This window comes from Ruegeria sp. C11 (genome assembly GCF_056537725.1).
This window is the reverse complement of the sequence record NZ_JBQFSB010000003.1, coordinates 229,568-248,739: the sequence shown is the minus strand read 5'-3', so window position 1 is coordinate 248,739 and position 19,172 is coordinate 229,568. Positions and strand designations below refer to the sequence as shown.

At 59.6% G+C, this 19,172-nt stretch carries 18 protein-coding genes; 1 reads left to right on the top strand and 17 read right to left on the bottom strand.

Features of this window, described 5'->3' with window-relative positions:
• Positions 1–113: 113 nt before the first annotated feature.
• The 15 genes from ACR0NA_RS07210 to ACR0NA_RS07140 all read right to left on the bottom strand — a co-directional run bounded on the left by ACR0NA_RS07210 (position 114) and on the right by ACR0NA_RS07140 (position 16,976).
• The gene (locus ACR0NA_RS07210; protein WP_170650915.1) at positions 114–1,751 is read right to left on the bottom strand and encodes an ABC transporter ATP-binding protein; all 1,638 of its coding nucleotides are present in this window, start codon (positions 1,749–1,751) and stop codon (positions 114–116) included.
• A complete protein-coding gene (locus ACR0NA_RS07205; RefSeq protein ID WP_170650914.1) occupies positions 1,748–2,563 on the bottom strand; it encodes an ABC transporter permease in 816 nt (271 codons plus the stop codon). The genes ACR0NA_RS07210 and ACR0NA_RS07205 overlap by 4 nt, the downstream gene beginning before the upstream one ends.
• Positions 2,560–3,516, bottom strand: coding sequence for an ABC transporter permease (locus tag ACR0NA_RS07200; RefSeq protein WP_170650913.1), 957 nt, complete (start codon positions 3,514–3,516; stop codon positions 2,560–2,562). Before ACR0NA_RS07200 ends, ACR0NA_RS07205 begins: the two co-directional genes overlap by 4 nt.
• A 15-nt stretch (positions 3,517–3,531) precedes the next feature.
• Positions 3,532–5,115: an ABC transporter substrate-binding protein gene (locus ACR0NA_RS07195; RefSeq protein ID WP_170650912.1), complete on the bottom strand. Its 1,584-nt coding sequence runs from the start codon at positions 5,113–5,115 to the stop codon at positions 3,532–3,534.
• Between the two features lie 123 nt (positions 5,116–5,238).
• Positions 5,239–7,233 (bottom strand): CocE/NonD family hydrolase, encoded by a 1,995-nt coding sequence (locus ACR0NA_RS07190; RefSeq protein WP_480727450.1) that lies wholly within the window; start codon positions 7,231–7,233, stop codon positions 5,239–5,241.
• 51 nt (positions 7,234–7,284) lie between these two features.
• Positions 7,285–8,388: a glycerate kinase type-2 family protein gene (locus tag ACR0NA_RS07185; RefSeq protein WP_480727448.1), complete on the bottom strand. Its 1,104-nt coding sequence runs from the start codon at positions 8,386–8,388 to the stop codon at positions 7,285–7,287.
• Positions 8,388–8,825 (bottom strand): D-aminoacyl-tRNA deacylase, encoded by a 438-nt coding sequence (dtd, locus tag ACR0NA_RS07180; RefSeq protein WP_480727446.1) that lies wholly within the window; start codon positions 8,823–8,825, stop codon positions 8,388–8,390. Before dtd ends, ACR0NA_RS07185 begins: the two co-directional genes overlap by 1 nt.
• Positions 8,813–9,730, bottom strand: a complete 918-nt coding sequence (locus ACR0NA_RS07175; RefSeq protein ID WP_480727444.1) for a carbohydrate kinase family protein — start codon at positions 9,728–9,730, stop codon at positions 8,813–8,815. Before ACR0NA_RS07175 ends, dtd begins: the two co-directional genes overlap by 13 nt.
• Entirely contained in the window at positions 9,718–10,386 is a 669-nt protein-coding gene (locus tag ACR0NA_RS07170; RefSeq protein WP_480727442.1) for a nitroreductase, read from the bottom strand. Before ACR0NA_RS07170 ends, ACR0NA_RS07175 begins: the two co-directional genes overlap by 13 nt.
• 127 nt (positions 10,387–10,513) lie before the next feature.
• Positions 10,514–11,608 carry a TFIIB-type zinc finger domain-containing protein gene (locus tag ACR0NA_RS07165; protein ID WP_480727440.1) on the bottom strand — a complete coding sequence of 365 codons (1,095 nt, stop codon included), beginning with the start codon at positions 11,606–11,608 and terminating at the stop codon, positions 10,514–10,516.
• Between the two features lie 41 nt (positions 11,609–11,649).
• On the bottom strand, positions 11,650–12,798 hold the full coding sequence (locus ACR0NA_RS07160; protein ID WP_480727438.1) for an SPFH domain-containing protein: 1,149 nt from the start codon (positions 12,796–12,798) through the stop codon (positions 11,650–11,652).
• A gap of 23 nt (positions 12,799–12,821) precedes the next feature.
• Entirely contained in the window at positions 12,822–13,778 is a 957-nt protein-coding gene (locus ACR0NA_RS07155; protein WP_480727436.1) for a DUF2927 domain-containing protein, read from the bottom strand.
• A gap of 10 nt (positions 13,779–13,788) precedes the next feature.
• The gene (locus tag ACR0NA_RS07150) at positions 13,789–14,979 is read right to left on the bottom strand and encodes a toxic anion resistance protein (RefSeq protein WP_480448734.1); all 1,191 of its coding nucleotides are present in this window, start codon (positions 14,977–14,979) and stop codon (positions 13,789–13,791) included.
• 28 nt (positions 14,980–15,007) lie between these two features.
• Complete coding sequence (locus ACR0NA_RS07145) at positions 15,008–15,922, bottom strand: 5-bromo-4-chloroindolyl phosphate hydrolysis family protein (protein ID WP_480727434.1); 915 nt, start codon at positions 15,920–15,922, stop codon at positions 15,008–15,010.
• A gap of 175 nt (positions 15,923–16,097) precedes the next feature.
• The gene (locus ACR0NA_RS07140) at positions 16,098–16,976 is read right to left on the bottom strand and encodes a pseudouridine synthase (protein WP_170650903.1); all 879 of its coding nucleotides are present in this window, start codon (positions 16,974–16,976) and stop codon (positions 16,098–16,100) included.
• Between ACR0NA_RS07140 and ACR0NA_RS07135 the strand changes: the two genes are divergently transcribed.
• Positions 16,975–17,430: a nucleoside deaminase gene (locus ACR0NA_RS07135; RefSeq protein ID WP_480727432.1), complete on the top strand. Its 456-nt coding sequence runs from the start codon at positions 16,975–16,977 to the stop codon at positions 17,428–17,430. The genes ACR0NA_RS07140 and ACR0NA_RS07135 overlap by 2 nt on opposite strands.
• 42 nt (positions 17,431–17,472) lie before the next feature.
• Here ACR0NA_RS07135 and ACR0NA_RS07130 read toward each other — a convergent pair whose 3' ends face one another.
• Positions 17,473–18,450 (bottom strand): nuclear transport factor 2 family protein, encoded by a 978-nt coding sequence (locus ACR0NA_RS07130; RefSeq protein WP_480727429.1) that lies wholly within the window; start codon positions 18,448–18,450, stop codon positions 17,473–17,475.
• Between the two features lie 12 nt (positions 18,451–18,462).
• The gene (locus ACR0NA_RS07125; protein WP_480727427.1) at positions 18,463–19,155 is read right to left on the bottom strand and encodes a metal-dependent hydrolase; all 693 of its coding nucleotides are present in this window, start codon (positions 19,153–19,155) and stop codon (positions 18,463–18,465) included.
• Positions 19,156–19,172: the final 17 nt, after the last annotated feature.

Here is a 19,172-nt window from a genome sequence, read left to right as displayed (position 1 = left end):
TCTCGGGTATCGGGTCGCCAATTTGCGCCCCGAATAGTAAATTCCCGACGACTGCCAAGAGGCAATTCGCCGGGAATTCAAATCTTCATCAGTTTGTCACGAAAGGGCAGGTGTCAGTTACCTGCACTTTCCATTTTGCGGTGCGCGACAACCTCTTCCAGCCAACCCAGATGCATCTCGGGCACCGAGCTGAGCAAAAGGTCGGTATAGTCGTCGAACGGTGGGCTCAGCACCTCCGATTTCGAACCATAACGAACCACGCGGCCCTGATACATCACGGCAATCGAATCCGAGATGGCACGCACTGTGGCCAGATCGTGGGTGATGAACAGATAGGCCACATCCTCGATCTTTTGCAGATCGAGCAGCAGCTTCAGGATACCATCCGCCACCAACGGGTCGAGCGCCGATGTCACCTCGTCGCAGATGATCATCTTGGGCTTGGCCGCCAGCGACCGGGCGATACAGACACGCTGTTTCTGACCACCCGACAGTTCCGCCGGATAGCGATCCATGAACTTCTCGCCCAGTTCGATCTCGTCCAGCAGTTCGATGATCCGCTTGCGCTTCTCGGCACCGCGCATGTTGAAGTAGAACTCCAACGGGCGACCGATGATCGTGCCGACGGTCTGACGCGGGTTCATCGCCACGTCGGCCATCTGATAGATCATCTGCAACTCACGCAGGTCCTCGCGGGTGCGGCCCTTGAGGTCTGGCGAAAGCTTGCGACCGGCAAAGGTGATCTCACCATCGCGCGGCGGCAGCAGGCCGGTGATTACCCGCGCCAGCGTCGACTTGCCCGAGCCGGATTCACCCACAACCGCCAGCGTCTGACCCGGATGGAGCTCGACATTGACGTTGTGCAGCACGTCGAAGTTCAGACCCTTGTAGCGCGCGGTGATACCATCCACGCTTAGTACCGGTTCCGGTGTGGGTTTCTTTTCTTCGTGCTCGATGGAGCGGACCGAGACAAGCGCCTTGGTATACTCCTCTTGCGGGTTGTTGATGATCTGATCGGTATTGCCGTATTCGACCGTGTTGCCCATCCGAAGTACCATGATGTCGTCGCTCACCTGCGCAACAACGGCAAGGTCGTGCGTGATATAGAGAGCGGCAACACCGGTATCGGCAATGGCTTCCTTGATGGCCATGAGAACGTCGATCTGAGTGGTCACGTCCAGCGCCGTGGTGGGTTCGTCGAACACGACCAGATCGGGTTCGGGGCACAGCGCCAGCGCCGTCATGCAGCGCTGCAACTGACCGCCCGAGACCTGGTGAGGGTAGCGATCACCGATATTGTCCGGATCGGGCAGGCCCAGCTTGGCGAACAGCTCACGCGCGCGGCCTTCGGCCTCTTTGCGCGAGAACTTTTTCTGTTCCACAGCAGCTTCGACCACCTGATCCATGATCTTCTTGGCGGGGTTGAACGATGCAGCGGCGGATTGCGACACATACGTCACCTCGCCCCCGCGCAGCTTGCGGATATCACCCAGAGAGGTCTTGAGGATATCGCGCCCGTTGACCCAGACCTCGCCGCCGGTGATTTTCACACCACCCCGGCCATAAGCCATCGAGGCCAGACCAATAGTGGATTTCCCCGCTCCGGATTCACCGATCAGCCCCAGCACCTTGCCGGGCGCGAGGTCAAAGCTGACCCCGTGCACGATTTCGATGTCATGGGGTTTCTCACCCGGTGGATAGACGGTCGCGCCAATTTTGAGGTCGCGGACCTTGAGAAGTGGATCGCTCATCCCCGGCCTCCTTTCAGCGATGTGGTACGGTTCAGCACCCAGTCAGCCACAAGGTTGACCGAGATCGCCAGCGTGGCGATGGCCACAGCGGGGTAGAGCGCCGCGCCGATGCCATAGACGATGCCGTCCTTGTTTTCCTTCACGATGCCGCCCCAGTCTGCCAGCGGCGGCTGAACGCCCAGACCCAGGAAGGACAGGGTCGAGACAAACAGAACCATGAAGATGAACCGAAGGCCCAGTTCCGCAACCAGCGGCGACAGGGCGTTGGGCAGGATTTCACGGAAGATGATCCAGATCTGGCCTTCACCGCGCAGCTTGGCGGCTTCGACGTAATCCATGACCTCGATATCCACCGCAACGGCGCGGGCCAGACGATAAACGCGTGTGGCGTCCAGCAGGCCCATGACGACGATCAGCACCGGAATGGTCACCGGCACCATGGCCAGAACCACCAGCGCGGTGATCAGCGACGGGATCGACATGATCAGATCGACGGTACGCGACATGACCTGATCGGCCCAGCCACCCAGAACAGCGGCTAGAAAACCAAGGACCGAGCCTGTGACAAAGCTGAGGATCGTTGCCGCCGTGGCGATAAAGATCGTCGTGCGTCCGCCATAGATCATGCGGCTCAGCAGGTCGCGGCCGATATTGTCGGTACCCAGCCAGAACTGAGAACTGGACGGCTCCCACACATCGCCCACAACCTCGGCCATGCCATAAGGCGCCAGCAGAGGTGCGAAGATCGCAACGACGAAGTAGATGGCCATGAAGCCCAGACCGATCATTGCAGAGATAGGAATGTTCTTCATTTCGGATGCCTCAGCCTTGGGTTGGCCAGAATGGCAACGATGTCTGCAACCATGTTTAGTCCGATGTAGATAGCGGCGAAGATGACACCGCAGGCCAGAACCACCGGAACGTCACGCTTGGTCACGTGGTCCACCAGGTATTGACCCATGCCGGGATAGACGAACACCACCTCAACCACGACGACACCGACGACCAGATAGGCCAGGTTCAGCATCACCACGTTTACGATGGGTGCGATGGCATTCGGGAAGGCATGGCGGTAAATGATCTTGAAGTTGTTCAGACCCTTGAGTTCCGCAGTCTCGACATAGGCCGACTGCATGACGTTGAGGATCGCGGCGCGTGTCATGCGCATCATATGCGCCAGAACGACCATGGTCAGAACAATGACGGGAAGTGCGATCGCGTTAAGCTTTTGCCCCAGTGACATGCTGTCATTGATCATTGCCAGCGGTGAGAACATGCCCATTTTCACGGCGACGAAATAGACCAGCACATAACCCAGCAGGAATTCCGGGATCGAGATCGTTGTGAGTGTAACGGCCGAGATCAGCTTGTCCGGCCAGCGGTTGCGGTAGCGCACAGCAAGCAGGCCAAGGAAGATCGCCAGCGGAACCGAAACAATGGCAGCCCAGAACGCGAGGAAAAGCGTATTACCAAGGCGAGAGGCCACAGAGTCGGCGATATCCAGTTTGTTTGTAAGAGACTGACCCAAATCACCCTGGACGAGACCGCCCAGCCATTCGGCATAGCGGGTCAGGGCGGGACGGTTCAGGCCCATTTCCTCGCGCAGGTTGGCAAGGGATTCGGGGGTTGCGGATTGTCCCAGGACGGCTTGCGCTGCGTCTCCGGGAAGCGCTTCGGTCAGGCCGAAAATCAGGGCCGAGGCGCCAAAGAGAAGCAGGAATCCCAGCGCGAGGCGCTGGGAAACCAGTTTGATGATTGGATGCATATCAGATGATCCGTATCACGCGAACCACAGTTTGCGCGAAACCTGACCGTTCATCATCTCGCCGTTCGGGTCAGTTTCCCAGCCGTCCAGCTGGTTGCTGACCGCATCGACGAAGTCGTTGAACATCGGGCAGATCAGGCCACCGTTGTCGCGCAGCATCATACCCATCTGCGAGTAGATTGTCTTGCGCTTGGCCGGGTCCAGTTCGGCACGAGCTGCGAACAGCAGGTCGTCGAACTCTTTGACCTTGAACCGGGTGTCGTTCCAGTCTGCGGTCGAGAGATACGCGGTTGCATACATCTGGTCCTGTACCGGACGGCCACCCCAGTACGAGCAGCAGAACGGCTCTTTGTTCCAGACCTCGGACCAGTAACCGTCGTTCGGCTCGCGCTTGATCTCCAGCGGGATTCCGGCCTGCGCCGCTGTCTGCTGGAACAGGGCCGCAGCATCAACGGCACCCGGGAAGGCACCATCTGCGGTACGCAGAATGATCGGCGATCCATCGTGGCCCGAGTTTTTGTAGTGTTCAGCTGCTTTTTCGAGGCTGAACTCCCGCTGTGGGATGGTTTCATCAAACAGCGGATATGCAGCGTTGATCGGCATGTCGTTCCCGACCGAGCCATAGCCGCGCAGGATTTTCTCGACCTGCTCTTCGCGGTTCATCGCGTATTTCAGGGCCAGACGCAGTTCGTTGTTGTCGAACGGCGCGGTGTCCACATGCATGATGAAGACATAGTGCCCCCGGCCCGGTGTGGACTGAACGGTCAGCGTTGGTGCACGGCTCAGCAGATCTGCAACCTTGGGTTCGATCCGGTTCGCAAGCTGCACCTGACCCGACTGAAGGGCTGCTGTACGGGCAGTTGCGTCGTTGATGACGACGTTTTCGACGCTGTCGAAATGACCGTCATCCTTCCAGTAGTTTTCGAACTTGCTGAACAGGTGACGTACGCCCGGCTCATCAACTTCCAGCTTGTATGGGCCTGTGCCGATACCCGCTGCAGGATTGTCCATGCCACCATCAGGCTGAATGATCAGGTGATAGTCCGCCATCAGATAGGGCAGGTCGGCGTTCGGCTCGGTCAGTGTGACCTGGAAGTTGCTGCCATCGGCCTTCATCGACTCGATGCCCTTCATGATGCCAAGGGCACCGGACTTGGAGTCTTCGTTCGAGTGGCGTTCCATGGTTTTCAGCACGTCTTCGCTGGTCATGGTTTTGCCGTTGTGGAATTCGACGCCATCACGCAGCTTGAAGGTCCAGACCTTCGCGTCAGCGCTGCCTTCTACGCTTTCGGCCAGACGTGCTTCGATGGTTCCGTCCGGTGCAACTTCGACCAGTGTGTCGCCGAAGTGGCGGCCGTTCATGTATGGGACCGAGCTTGCATAGGTTGCCGGGTCCAGCGAGTTTGTAGACTCACCGCCCTGCAGACCCAGTTTCAGGTCGCCGCCCTTTTTGGGGCCGGCCGCGCGGGCTGCGCCCGAGAACATGGTGCTGGCGACAGCTGCAGAAACGCCCAGAGCCGCGGCTTTCCCCATGAATTCGCGGCGGGTCATTTTTCCGGCGGTCACCTGTTTGGTCATGTGAGTGAGTTGTTCGTTCATTGGATTCTCCCAGTTGAATTCTTCCTCTGCCTTGGTGGCAGTTTTTGTTGACGCATGAGTCAATGTAGGGTCATTTCCGCTTCCCGGGCAAGGACTAATCGCGGCCTCTCCCGGTAAGCGGCGTTACACATTTTTGCGGGGTATTTTGTCTTCCTCTTCGCGGAAATAGATTTCTCTTTCGTTTTCATATGCATGAATGGTCACACGCAGATGAAAGTTTTCACGGTCCGATCGCATCTCGCAACCGGTTTCAGTACGCAATTTGACCCCATTCCGGTGCATCTCCTGAGTCCATTGGCAGTAACCATGGGCCGAGAGCGGATCGTCAGGGTGGATCGACCATCGTTCACGCGCGATCCCGCCGCTGACAAGGCCGTGTTCACTGTCGCGGACCAGACCAAAATCATCTTCGATCACCAGTGAAACCTCACCCGTGGTCTGGTCGGTTTCCGTGCGCCGTACATGTGCTTCGGGCCGTAGCGTTTCGACCCGCCATGGCGCTTCGGCGTCGGGCGGGGGGAACATACATTCATCGGCATCACCGGACGGGCGGAGCGGCGCGGCGATCTCTCCTCCGGAAAGGTGCAGCTGGGCAGATTCCGGGGAGGGCCAGACCAGCGGCCAGTAGGCGCTTGAGATAGCGACACGCAGGCGGTGCCCCTTGGGTACGCGATAGGCGATATGATCCAGGTCCAGCGTAACTTCGTAGCTTTGCCCGGGTGTCAGCGGTTGCGGATCTTGATGGCTGTCCCGATGGGTCAGGTTCAGCACGCCATAGGTGATCCGGGTTGATGCGCCATCGGGATGCAAGTGATTGAGCCGCACGGCAATCTGCGCCTGAGGCTTGTCGCTGCTCAGCTGCAATTTCAGCCGGGGCGCACCGACGATATCCATATCCTGCGGCAGAGGCTGGCCGTCCACGCAGACCGACAGGGCATCGTCCGCGCGCTGATCTCCGGGCAACTCGGGGCCCAGCCAGATGGCGCAGTATTCTCCGCCTTCCATGCCGCAATGATGTGGCGAGCACACGAATGCGTCCAGCGGTTCAGTGCCACCAAGGCCGTCATTGCCGAGCGTCAAGGTCTGCGTTTGCAGATGCCTGGTGGCGCCTTTTGCCTCGGCAATCCAACGGCCGGGGCGTTTGGTGTACCAGCGAGCGGGTCGAACGCCATCCATCAGATATGCGCGATAATCCGGGTCGTCCGTTACGCCGGTGTCGTGGCCCTTAAGCCAGTAATCCCACCAGCGCAGTGCCTCTTGCAGAAAGCCGATGCGCGGTTCGGGGACCGCAAAGTGGGGATATTTGTGAACCCATGGTCCGTTGATGCCTTTGACCGGTGCATCCAGACTTTCAACCAGCAGCGGCACCGTGTTCTTGTAGGCATCACCCCATCCACCAATGGCAAGGGTGGCTGCCTTGATGGCGCTGAAATCTTCACAAACCGAGCCGTGTTGCCAATAGGCATCGCGCGTCTGGTGACGCAACCATACGGACGGTAGGAAAGGTTCGTTCTTCAAGCGCTCCAGCCACAGCTCACGCCAGTTTTCCCTGAGGTCCGGATCAGGCGCGCGCGAGGAATAAGACCACATGGTCGCGCCCCAACCGAGGTTTTCGTTCAGCAGGCACCCGCCCTTGTAGTGGATGTCGTCAGCATATCTGTCCGCTGTAGAGCATAGCGTGATGATCGCCTTCAGCGCCTCGGGCTGCATCGCCGCGACCTGAAGCGAATTGAAGCCACCCCAGCTGATGCCCATCATTCCAACGTTGCCGGTGCACCAGTCCTGCGCGGCAAGCCACTCGATCACCTCGACGGCATCATCAAGTTCCTGCTGGGTGTATTCGTCCTCCATCAGCCCTTCGCTGTCGCCATTGCCGCGCATGTCAACGCGGATGCAGGCATATCCCCGTTTGGCAAACCACGGATGGGTCAGGGCGTCGCGCGCCGTGGTGCCATCACGCTTGCGATAAGGCAGATATTCCAGAATGACCGGGACCGGATCATCAGGGGCATCAACAGGCCGCCATAAACGCGCGGACAGGCGGCAGCCATCCGATAGCTGGATGCCGAGATCTGGTATTTCCTCAATATCCCGAAGGGCGTTTGAAACACGCGTCATGCGGCGAGTTTCGGTGCCATGGCGATCAGGTTGTAGGGGAGAAGCGACAAATCATTCCCTGATTGCGACGAGAAGGTCCATGACGTTGGTGCCGGTTGGCCCCGTCACCAACAGCGCGCCCTTCTTGTCCAGAAAACTGCCGCTGTCAGCAGCGGCCAGTGCGCGCTCGGCATCGTCGTCCCAAGTGGTGCCGTCCACGATGGCCCCGGCGGCGTCGGTCGGCCCATCGGTCCCGTCAGTTCCGCCGACAACCAAGGTCAATCCGTCGCAGCCTCGGATTTCGCGGGCAAGTGCCAGACCCAGCGCCTGATTGCGTCCGCCGCGTCCGGGCTGGTCGGGCAGCACAACAGTTGGTTCACCGCCAAACACCATGACACCCCGAGGCATTTCCCGCAGACGCGCGCCCAGTTTGCCGGCAACTTCTAGGTAATCGTCATGCATGGCTTCTTCGTTGGCGATGACCTCAAGACCTGCTTGCTGACCTGCGTCCTTGGCCGCATTGCGTGCGTGCATATTAGACGCGACGATGCGCGCCGTTGCCTCGAAAACAGGATCGGCCGGGACTGCCCCGACACCCGAGCCGATCACGTTCAGATCGTCGCCCGGTACGTCAGAGATGGCCAGCACGGTTGCACGGCCACCGGAAAATTCGGACAACAATCGCCCGCCCTTGATCCGGGAAATCAACCGCCGTTGCGCGTTCATGGCATGAATATCCAGCCCTTGCGACAACAGTCTGCGATTGAGGGCTTCCAGATCCTCCAGCGTCTTGCCGTCTTCCAGATCTTCGGCCAGCGAAGAGGCTCCGCCCGAAACCAGCAGCAGCAGATGCGATCCGGCTTCCATACCGGACACTGCCGTCCGCAACGCGCGGCCTCCGGTCAGGCTGCGGGCATCCGGGACCGGGTGCGAGGCTTCGATCAATGTCACATGATCGGGCAAACCTTCGCCATGGCCATCCTTGGTCACGACCAGACAGGGCAACGCGCCAAACCGGTCCAGCGCGGCCCGCGCCATTGCGCCCGCCGCCTTTCCGACGGCGATAATCTGATCCGGTCGCTCCGCGTTTTCCAGCGCAGAGGCTGTCGCACGATAGCCACCCACGGCATCAACGCCGGATTTCCAGATGTCGATTGCTGTTTGTCTTTGGTTCATCAGCTTTCCAAACAGATTGTGACCGGGCCATCATTGATGAGTTCCACTTGCATATCAGCTCCGAACTGGCCGGTCTCGACCGGAATGCCCTGCGCTGCCAACTGTCGCACGAAACGTTCGTAAAGCCGCTGGCCCTCTGCGGGCGGCGCCGCGTTGGAATAGCCGGGCCGGTTACCGCGCGAGGTATCGGCTGCCAGTGTGAACTGGCTGATGACAAGGGCCGATCCCTGTACATCCAGAACGGACCGGTTCATTTTGCCCGCCTCATCCTTGAAAATGCGCAGCCGGGCGATTTTCGCGGCAAGCTGATCGACCTGCGTTTCGCTATCTTCCTGCATCGCGCAGACAAGGATCATCAATCCTGGACCCGTTTGTCCGATGACCGCACCATCAACCGTGACTGAGGCCCGGGCGACACGCTGAACTACTGCGCGCATAAGACTTCCTCTGTTGTGGGGGCATCCGCCCCGGACCGCGTTACGCTGATGCTGGCCGCGGTGATGCCGAAACTGACCGCATCTGCCAGGGCTTGTTCATTCAATGTCAGCGGCGTGTTCAACAATCCATTCCGATAGAGGAAAGAGAGAAACCCGGCGTTGAAGATATCGCCTGCCCCCACGGTATCGCGCACGTCGCGAACTGGGGCCGGAACCGCGAAATCGATCGCGCCCAGCTTTGCCTTTGCACCCTGTGCGCCGCAGGTTTGCAGCAGCAGCTGATTGTCGCGCAGCGGGGGGAGGGGGCCCAGCCACTCCAGATCTTCATCTGAAACCTTGATGACGTCCGCCAACTTTGCCATTCGTTCAAGCCGCGCGCGGTAGGGTCCGGGATCGCTGACAAGGCCGCCGCGTATGTTCAGGTCCAGCCAGATCAGCCTGTCGTCGTTAGATGCGGCCAGCGCCTCAAGCTCGTCTGCGCCCGGGGCGTGAATCAGGCTGATCCCTCCAAAGACCAGAGCCTGTACTGACTGGGGCAGGGGTGGCAGCATTCCGTGTTGCAGGGCGCGGCCTGCCGTTCCTTCATCATAAAGGTCAAACCTTGTTCCGTCGGCGAGCGGATGCGCCAGCGCCACCGTCGCCGAAGCATCGGAGGAAACGGCACCGTTCAGATTGACACCTTCGGTATTAAGATGCGTTCTGAGCATCGTACCCATCGGGTCAGTCGACAGTGTTCCGACAAACCCTGATGGTGTTCCAAGCCGCGCCAGTGCGACCGCGGTGTTGACGGCCGCGCCGCCGGGAACCGGGCGGAAGCCGGTTCCGCCTTCGGCAAGCTCCGCAGGCACAAGGTCTGCAACCGCCTCGCCGCAGCACAAAATGACCGGGTCAGTCAGCCTTTCCAAGTCACGACCTCATCCAGCCCGGCACGATCCGTACGGAACGAATTGGCCGGGTGCTGTACGTCAGGATAGCCAAAGGATATGGCGCACAGGATCAAACGGTCTTCGGGAATGTCGAAATACCGGTGCAGAAACGGCCCATAAGACGCAACGGCCGCTTGGGGGATGGTCGCTATGCCAAGCGCCTGTGCCGCCAGCGTGAACGCGGTTACGAAGCCGCCGCAATCCATGGCGCCATATGATCCCAGCTCGGCCGGGCTGGAAATGATCGCGCAATGCGGTGCGCCAAACAACGAAAAGTTCTCCATCATTTGACGGGCAGACCCGGCGCGGTTGCCTTTTTCGACGCCCACCGCCTCGTACAGCGCCCAGCCACAGGCGCGGCGGCGATCCTGATAAACGCCTGAATAAGAGGTTGGAAACGGCAGATCAGGGGATGGAGAGCCATTTACTGCTTCGTCCAGCAGGGCCGCGCGAAACGCATCCGTTTCCGCGCCGCTGGTGACGTGCACGTGCCACGGCTGGGCGTTGCACCAGCTTGGAACGCGGATTGCACTGTTTACGATGCTCTCGATGTCCGCTCTGGGAACCTGATCTGAGGAGAAAGCGCGGCACGAGTGCCGGTCATTCAAAAGCTGGTTTAGACTATTCAACGTCACTCTGGTTCCTCCCACGCGAACGCGCGGCAGGATGTCGTTCACCGGCGCGATGTGCAAGAGGTCCGCGGCGGAAAAATCGCGGCGGGCCGCAGGATCGTGGTGGAAAGTGGTTTACTGTGTTTGGATGCTATTGCTGTCCTGTCGCTGCAAGGTATCCGATTCCGGCTGCAACAAGCAGACCAAAGAAAACGGCAATGGTGATCTTGATCGCCGACCAGGGCCGTTCGCCCTGTACCCGTCCGGTTCTTCCGTTGATGACAAACCGATAGGTCTGGCCCCGGTACTTATATGCTGCCATCCATATAGGCAGAAGAATATGCTTGAATGTCACGTTGCTGACGTCGGTATCGATGGCGTGAATACGCTGCCGGTCCCCGCCGATATCAAACCGCACGTCCCGTTCGATCACGCGGGCCATATGGACGCGCGCCTGCTTGTGCCCTTCGTTCAGATCGACGGTATAAGCCTCGGCTCGGAACCCGGCGAGGTATTCAGGCTGATACGGCTCCAGCGCGGGCAGGTCCCACGGTTCCAGAGCATCGGTGTACTTTTTTGGCAGCGAGCGCGAAGCCAGAACAAGAACATCGTCAAAGAACCGCGACACGCGGCCTGATTTTGGTGACCAGCGGATTTTCGGAACCTGCTGCTGCACCCGTTTCCCGTCCTGCATTACAGTCCGGGTTTCGTAATAGATCACGCCACGTTCACCGCGATAACTGGATCGGGTATCCGCGTCGAATGTCCAGTAGGGAACATAGATGCCCTGAATCCTGCGCCCCTTGCGGGCATAATCCTTCAGCCCGTTTGGGGCGAACCACAGACGGCCAAGCCAGTCACTCATGGCTTTGTGGGCCGAACGCTCGTCGAGTGCGAAGGGCAGAACACCCCGTGGCTTGATATGCCGGTTAATGCCCGTATCCGTGACCACGGGAGTGGCGCAGAACGGGCATTCCGCCGCGTGCGTGTCCGGATCAAATTCGATCTGCGCCGCGCAGTTGGGGCAGGAAAGAACGCGCGTTTCCTCTATTTCGCTCTCCGGCAACTTGTTCGCGATTGCCGCGTCGAAATCCAGTTCACGCAGGTTTGCGCCCCCCCATGGGCCAGACCCGATCGGTTCGGAATGGCCGCAATGGACGCAAGTCAGCGTTCCGTCGCCCGGGTTGAACCGATAGTCCGCGCCGCATTGTTCGCAAGGGAACCGGTGTTCGCTGTTGGTGGTCACGGCCTCTCCTCAATCTGATCTGGCATGGGCTATGCCCAAGGTCACGCTCCGGGCGGTGGAGGCGGCAGGATCGTGAACAGCTGCGCCAGTTCCTGAACGTCCCCGGCTTTTTTCCAGCCGTCCTGACCGGCGGTCCAGACAAAGGACTCGCGCGTGATCTCACCTTCCGCCGCCATGCGACCCATTTTGGCTTTTGAGAACGGCCCGCTGGTCTGGCCGTCGACCGCAATGTGCCACACATGCTCGACCGGGGGAGGAGGGGGCGGTGCCGCATGCGCTGTCGGTTGCGGGGCAGCGGGGGCGGGTGCGCCCCACGGGCCGCTCGGCTGACCCGCTGCCATGTTGCCCATCTGCTGCGCCATGGCCATACCCATCCCCATGCCAAGCCCTGCGCCCATGCCGCCACCCTGTCCGGGGTTGTTGGCAGCTGCGGTCATGGCTTCGGCAGCCGAATATTGGGTGAACTTGCCCAGATCACCGGCAAGACCCATCGAGGTCCGCTTGTCCAGTGCCGCCTCGACAGCGGGCGGCAGCGAGATGTTTTCGATATAGAATTCCGGCATTTCCAACCCGTACCCATCCAGAACGGGCGAGACCTCGGCCGCGATCAGCTTGCCCAGATCGGCGGTATTTGCGGCCATGTCCAGAACCGGTATGCCCGACCCGGCGATGACACGGCTGAATTCCTGTACGATGATATTGCGGATCTGAAAGCTGATCTCGTCCATGGTGAATTCGCCATCGGTTCCGACGATTTCAACGAGGAACCGCGCCGGGTCCTTCACGCGGATCGTATAGGTGCCATAGGCGCGAATGCGGGTTGGCCCGAATTCGGGATCACGCAGCATGATGGGGTTCTTGGTGCCCCATTTAAGGTCGTTGAATCGGGTCGTGTTGACGAAATAGATTTCGGATTTGAACGGCGACTGGAATCCGTGATCCCAATGCTGCAGCGTCGTCATGATCGGCATGTTGTTGGTTTCGAGCATGTAGAGGCCCGGCGTGAACACATCCGCCAGTTGCCCCTCGTGCACAAAGACCGCCGACTGTCCTTCGCGCACCGTCAGCTTGGCGCCGTACTTGATCTCGTGGCCTTCACGCTCGAACCGCCAGACCATGGTGTCGCGGGTGTCATCCACCCAATGAATGACATCAATGAATTCTCCGGTCAGAAAATCGAAAATTCCCATTGGATTTCTCCTGTCTTATTGGGTCAGAGCGACTGGCCCATCAATTCACGTGCGATGATCCGGGTCACCGGCCGGGCCTGATCGGCGGTCATGCCGGGTTTGAGGCGCGGATCGTAAAGCATTGTCAGCAGTTTCTCGTCATGGCTTGTCAAAAGCGCGAATTCGTCATCGTCATTGAAGATCGAAGGACGCGCCGCGGGGCTGTCGTTTGGCAGGCCCAGACCCTGTGCGATTTCTTCATGAATGCAGCTGAGGCGCACCAGATCGGGATGTTCTGCCCGAACCAAGGCCACCGCGCGCGCATATTCATTGGGCGACCCCTGGCTGGCCGAGGCAAAGACAAAGCAGTAAAATGAGCGCGGCAGTTTGTCGAACAGATCAAGCTGCGCCTGACCGATGTTCGGGATCAGCTGCCTTAGCCGGTTCTGAACGAATTCAGTGTCATCCTCACCCGCGACAAAGATGTGAAAATTCGCGTTGCGGCTGACGGTTGAAATCGGATGATCGGTCAGTTTCGCCAGACGCAGGCTGTAATTTTCGATTTTGGCCCTGTCCTCGCTGCGTGTCTCCAGCGGGACGGAGGGGCCAAATTCCGCGCTGACCCGCACGGGGCCTGTCCACCGGCTCAGCTGACCGCTTGTCCGGCGGCTGCCTGCCGATACGGCCTGTCCGGGGTATTCGCTGTAAAAGGCGATGGTTTCGAAGTTACGGACAAGGTCGCTGGCATCATACGGCGTGTCGGGGCCGCCGCCATCTGTGCGCAGCAGGCCGCGCGTCAGCAAATCGTTCTGCACCTTTTCGTAGTAACGGGCCAGATCAACACTTGCCGCCGAGGGCTCGATGTACAGATCCTCGGTGGCAATGACGGGCGTCGGGCGCGCTTGTGGAACGAGTGATGCCATATCGGCCGTATCGCAGTTGGCCAGCACCAACAACGACATAACTGCCGCGACATGCCGCAAGTATTTCACCGAAGCCATCCGCAATTCGTCAACCCGGAACTGCCGTTCCGGCGGTATCGCCCAGCCCGTCCTGCCGCGCCTTGGCCGAGGCCAGCGTGTCGCGCAGTTCGGCTTCCATTTTCTTCAGATCTTCTTCTGCCGCTGCGCGTTTGGCCTTGCCTTCGTCGGCGATCTGCAGGCTTTCCTGAATGGTTCCGATCAGATCCGCATTGGCCTGTTTGACCGCTTCGATGTCGAACACGCCGCGCTCCATCTCTTCGCGGATCATCTTGTTGGATTGCCGCAGGTTGGCCGCGTTCGATGTCAGCAATTCGTTCGTCAGGTCGTTGGCATCGCGCACGGCAGAGGCAGCCTCGGCACTGCGTTGGATCGTGACGGCCTGCGCCAGCTGCGTTTCCCAGAGCGGGACAGTATTGACCAGTGTCGAGTTGATCTTGGTCACCAGTGACTTGTCGTTTTCCTGCACCAGACGGATCGAGGGAAGCGACTGCATCGTAACCTGCCGGGTCAGTTTCAGGTCGTGCACCCGGCGTTCCAGATCGTCGCGCGCCGCGCGTAGGTCGCGCAGCTCCTGCGCTTTCATGACCTGCTCTTCTTCGGGCACGGCCTGAACTTCGGCCTCTTTTTCGGGAATGTCGTGGCTGTCCAGTTCGGTCAGTTTTTCCTCGCCCGCAGCGATGTAGAGCGCCAGCTCGTCATAGAACTGGAGCGTTTTTTCATACAGCAGATCAAGCGACTTGATGTCCTTGAGCAGCGTATGCTCATGCCCCAGCAGATCGTCGGTAATCCGGTCGATTTGCCCCTGCACGTCTTCGTACTGTGCAGTGAACTTGGCAAAGGGCGCGGCCTTTCCCAGCAGTTTTTCCCACCAGCTGCGCTCGCGCCGGACATCCAGCTCACTAACCGAAAACCCGCGGATCGTCGTGACGATGTTGCGCAGGCTGTCACCCGCGGGGCCCACATCCTTGTTACGCACATCCGCCAGCATGGCCTGACTGATTTCCTGCAATTCCGCCTGCGCGGACGAACCGAAGGACACGATCGAATTCGTGTTGTCCATGTCGATCTCATTCATGCGCTTGCGAATTTCTGCGCTGACGGGATCATCCGCCTCTTCCAAAGAAATGATCTGCGACTGCGGTTCCGGCAGGGCCACTGCAGTTACTTCCTGAACCAGCGTTTCCGCTTCCACTGCCTTGTTCTTGATTTCATCAGACATGAAAATAGTCCTCGCTCAAAATGGCCGGTCAATCCAACCGGACGCCTTCGCGTTGCAGCCGTTCGCGCAACACATCAATTTCAACAGTCAGATCACTGCGATCATCCAAAAGCATCTTGCGGGTGCGGGCCGCGAAATTCTGTTCAAGATCATCCAGCAAAGCGGTGTAATCCGCCAGAGCCTGCGCATCGCGGGTGCGCGCGTAGACATCGGCGAACTTAACCGTCGCGTCACGGGCACCCTGCAGGTACACCGTCAGGTACTTTCGCGCACCGGCCAAATCGCGGGGGTCTTCCTCGACCGTGCGAAACAACTCGCGCGCGGTATTCTGAAACCGTTCGACCCGGGCTTCGATCCGCCGGTCACCCGCGCGTGCAATGGCATCGGACATTTCCGACAGGCTTGCTTCGGCATCATCCACCACGCGGGCGACGCGGTCCTGCTGAAATGTGTCAATGCCTTCCATTCCCTTGTCTTTGAGGGGGTCGATACCGAAAGAGACGGAATGAAGTACGGCCGTGACCACGCCAAAAAGAACCGGAGCCAGCAGACTGACCTGCGCAGCAGCTTCGGTGTCGAGATATTCATTGCGATACGCCGCCAGAGCGATACCCAGCCCCGTCAGGACACTTGCAAAAATCTTGCGGGGGATCGCCGGTCGTCTGGCTGTGCGGCGCGCCTTAAAGGCGGCTTCGGCGCGTAACCCTTCGCGTAGCAGCCATGCGGCCAGGGTCAGCATACCCGCCGCAACCAGGCCCAGCGTCATGCCAATGGCGCCATCGTTCAGGGATAGAAACACCAGCGGAATCGCCGGCACGAACATGATATTGGCTCGCGCGCCAGCTGGTTCGACCCGCGCCCCGTCATATTGACCACGCTCGGGCTGATCCACGATTTCCGGTTTGTCATCGGGGCTGTATTTTCCACCGTATCGCTTGGCCACGACCTACAACCCGCCCAACAAGCCGGTGCAAACACCGAACAGCAACACCAGAAGCGCTGCATAGGCAACCTTTTGCACTCCGGTCTGAGACATGGCGCCCCCCAAGCTACCGCATATATTAAGAAACTAATGTATGCCCGTGGTCGGCGCTAGGGGGAAGGTTGCGCAACTGGCGTCACTTGCGAGGTTTTTTGCCGATCGGAGGTCTGTTTCTTTGCGGTCGGGCAGGGCGCTTTGGGGCCTGATCGGGCTTGTCATCCGTGTCCAGCCCAAGCTGGTCGCGGACGACACGACGGCGGATTTCCTCGACCTCACCGGGCTTCAGGGCACCCAGTTGGAACGGGCCATATGACACACGCAGAAGGCGGTTCACGGACAGACCGATATCTTCCATGGCGCGGCGGATCTCGCGGTTCTTGCCCTCACGCAAACCCACAGTCAGCCAGGCATTGGCCCCCTGTTGCCGATCCAGCGAGACCGTCATCGGCTGAAACTTTTCCCCGTCTATGACGAGCCCCTTCCGCAGGGGCGCGAAATCCTCGTCTTTGGGGCGGCCGTTGATCCGGACACGGTATTTGCGCAGCCAGCCGGTGGCGGGCAATTCCAGCTTGCGCTTAATGCCGCCATCGTTCGTCAGCAGCAACAGCCCTTCGGAATTGAGGTCCAGACGCCCGACGCTCATCACCCGGGGCATATCCTCGGGCAGATCATCGAAAATGGTTTTGCGCCCCTTTTCGTCGCGCGTCGTCGTCACCAACCCATTGGGTTTGTGATACAGCCACAGGCGCGGGGGTTCGGGTTCGGAAACCGGTTTGCCATCAACGGTGATCCTGTCTTTGGCGGTAACGTTCAGCGCGGGGCTGCTGATAGCCTTGCCATTGACGGTCACGCGGCCCGCTTCGATCATGCGTTCGGCTTCGCGGCGCGAGGCGACGCCCGCGCGGGCCAAGACTTTGGCGATACGGTCGCCGGGAGGAGGGGTGTTGCTCATCCTGAGGCCATAGCCCATCCCGGCGGCTTGCGAAAGCCGGGATTGTGGGGCAGTCAGAGGCATGGAATTCAGATCGTACATGGAACTGGCACTGGCCGAGGCGCGCGCGGCAGCAGATCGGGGTGAAGTGCCCGTGGGTGCGGTGATCGTGTCCCCGGGTGGTCAGGTCGTGGCTGCGGCGGGAAACCGGACGCGCGAATTGAATGATCCGACGGCCCACGCGGAAATTGTTGCGATGCGGGCTGCCTGCGCCGCAATTGGGTCTGAACGGCTGCCGGGTCATGACCTGTACGTAACGCTGGAACCCTGTGCCATGTGTGCGGGTGCCCTCGCCGCTGCGCGCATCCGGCGCATTTACTACGGGGCTGCCGATCCGAAATCCGGGGGTGTCGATCACGGGGCGCGGGTGTTCAGTCATCCGCAGGCGCACCACAAGCCCGAGGTCTACGACGGTATCTCTGCCAGGGACTGCGAAGCGCTGCTCAAGACGTTTTTTGAGGGCCGAAGAGGCGACTGAAGCGCCAGACTTGCGGCCGCCTGCGCTGGTCGCTGCGCGTGCCTATGATGGTTTCCAATCCAGACGATAGACCGTTTGTTGCCCACCAAAGCCTTTCAGATGCACCGGTTTTGCCGGGCCGAAATGCAGACCTGTCTCGCTGCCTGCCAAAAGCCGGGTAACGTCCGAGACATGAATTTCATTCGGACCGCTCAGGCCGGTTATGCGCGCGGCCTTGTTTACGACGGTTCCAAAGAAATCTTCTTCCCTTTGAATGACATCCCCTGTGTGGATACCGATCCGCAGCCCAAGCGAAGTGTTTGACGCCGATGCCGCGTTTTTCCGTTGCAGGGATATCCCGGCCTGTATGGCGTCGTGGACAGTCTGAAAAATCGACATGGTTCCGTCGCCAAGAGATTTGACCAGCCGCCCGCGATGTTCGGCGATGGCATCTTCGGTCAGTTTCAGATGATGAAGGATCGTATCGGTCCAGTCGCTGTCACCCAGTTGCTGGGTGATTTTGGATGAATCGGCAATGTCGGTGAACATGACCGACGCCGTGCCTTCGCGCTGATCCTGCACAAAGCCATCCCGCGCCGCTGCCACAAGTGCGTTAAGGGCCTCATGCTCGGCACCCATCTTTTCCAGATTGGGCATCGGGTTTGACACGTGCACCTGAATGACTTTCCAGACACCCTCCTCCAGATGCAGCACGAAGGTGAACCGATGCGGGGACGCTTTGCCGTTGGCCGAGAAAGTGATGGTTGCATGACAATGCGCCCAGCCGATGTCGCCGCATTCAAAAGCTTCCAGGCTGTCTTCCTGCCAGTCAAAATCCGGAATTTCCGCGACATGATCGGCAAAACCTTTACGGAACAACTGACCTGACCATGATTCGTCGTCGGCAGAACCCTGATATCGCAGGTGCTCTGACCGTGAGAGCATGTTTGCCAACACGGCACCGTCGCCGTCCTGAACTGCCTGATTCCATCGGCGCATCACCGCAATGAGCTCGGGCGAGGGCAGAACGGCGTTCGGCATGTCGCGGATGCCTCAGATCTCTATCGGCTGCATGATCTCGGGCTCGATCACGTTTACATCGGGCAGCCCGTCGATCAGCTCTTGCGCCGACTGCGCGAGAATCGGGAAGGTTTTGTAGTGGCAGGGAATGACGGTCTTGAAGTCGAAGTACCGCTTTGCCGCGTAGGCCGTCCCTTTCATGTCCATGGTGAAATGACCGCCGGCAGACAGAATGCCGATATCTGGTTTGTAGTAGTCGCCCATCCACTCCATATCGGCCATGATATCGGTATCGCCGGAAACATAGAGCATGTGTCCCTCGGCCGCGATCATGAAGCCCACTTCGGTCCCGCCAGTGCGCAGCCCGTCGGGCGTCGAAAAGGTGGAACTGTGCGATGCGGGAACCATTGAAACCTTGATCCCGTTCAGATCGACCGTGCCGCCCTTGTTGAAACCTACGGTCTCGACCCCTTCGGTTTCGCCCCAGAACCCCATCAGGTCGTACTGACCCACAACAGGGATATTCAGCTTTTTGGCCAGCGGCAGCACGTCCACCACATGATCGAAATGAGTATGGGTCAGAAGAATATGAGTAGCCCCGGCAACCGCTGCATCATGCTGATCCTCGGGCAGAGCCGGGTTTCCGGTTAGCCACGGATCGATCAGCAGAACCTGCCCGTCGGCCTCAATTCGAAAGCTGCCATGGCCCAGCCAGATGATATTCATGAAAATCCTCCCATTTA

Bases quoted from the DNA above. Each gene is read 5' to 3' on its own strand.
- ACR0NA_RS07210 (WP_170650915.1), bottom strand. From the start codon at position 1,751: ATGAGCGATCCACTTCTCAAGGTCCGCGACCTCAAAATTGGCGCGACC.
- ACR0NA_RS07205 (WP_170650914.1), bottom strand. From the start codon at position 2,563: ATGAAGAACATTCCTATCTCTGCAATGATCGGTCTGGGCTTCATGGCC.
- ACR0NA_RS07200 (WP_170650913.1), bottom strand. From the start codon at position 3,516: ATGCATCCAATCATCAAACTGGTTTCCCAGCGCCTCGCGCTGGGATTC.
- ACR0NA_RS07195 (WP_170650912.1), bottom strand. From the start codon at position 5,115: ATGAACGAACAACTCACTCACATGACCAAACAGGTGACCGCCGGAAAA.
- ACR0NA_RS07190 (WP_480727450.1), bottom strand. From the start codon at position 7,233: ATGACGCGTGTTTCAAACGCCCTTCGGGATATTGAGGAAATACCAGAT.
- ACR0NA_RS07185 (WP_480727448.1), bottom strand. From the start codon at position 8,388: ATGAACCAAAGACAAACAGCAATCGACATCTGGAAATCCGGCGTTGAT.
- dtd (WP_480727446.1), bottom strand. From the start codon at position 8,825: ATGCGCGCAGTAGTTCAGCGTGTCGCCCGGGCCTCAGTCACGGTTGAT.
- ACR0NA_RS07160 (WP_480727438.1), bottom strand. From the start codon at position 12,798: ATGGGAATTTTCGATTTTCTGACCGGAGAATTCATTGATGTCATTCAT.
- ACR0NA_RS07155 (WP_480727436.1), bottom strand. From the start codon at position 13,778: ATGGCTTCGGTGAAATACTTGCGGCATGTCGCGGCAGTTATGTCGTTG.
- ACR0NA_RS07150 (WP_480448734.1), bottom strand. From the start codon at position 14,979: ATGTCTGATGAAATCAAGAACAAGGCAGTGGAAGCGGAAACGCTGGTT.
- ACR0NA_RS07135 (WP_480727432.1), top strand. From the start codon at position 16,975: ATGGAATTCAGATCGTACATGGAACTGGCACTGGCCGAGGCGCGCGCG.
- ACR0NA_RS07140 (WP_170650903.1), bottom strand. From the start codon at position 16,976: ATGCCTCTGACTGCCCCACAATCCCGGCTTTCGCAAGCCGCCGGGATG.
- ACR0NA_RS07130 (WP_480727429.1), bottom strand. From the start codon at position 18,450: ATGCCGAACGCCGTTCTGCCCTCGCCCGAGCTCATTGCGGTGATGCGC.
- ACR0NA_RS07125 (WP_480727427.1), bottom strand. From the start codon at position 19,155: ATGAATATCATCTGGCTGGGCCATGGCAGCTTTCGAATTGAGGCCGAC.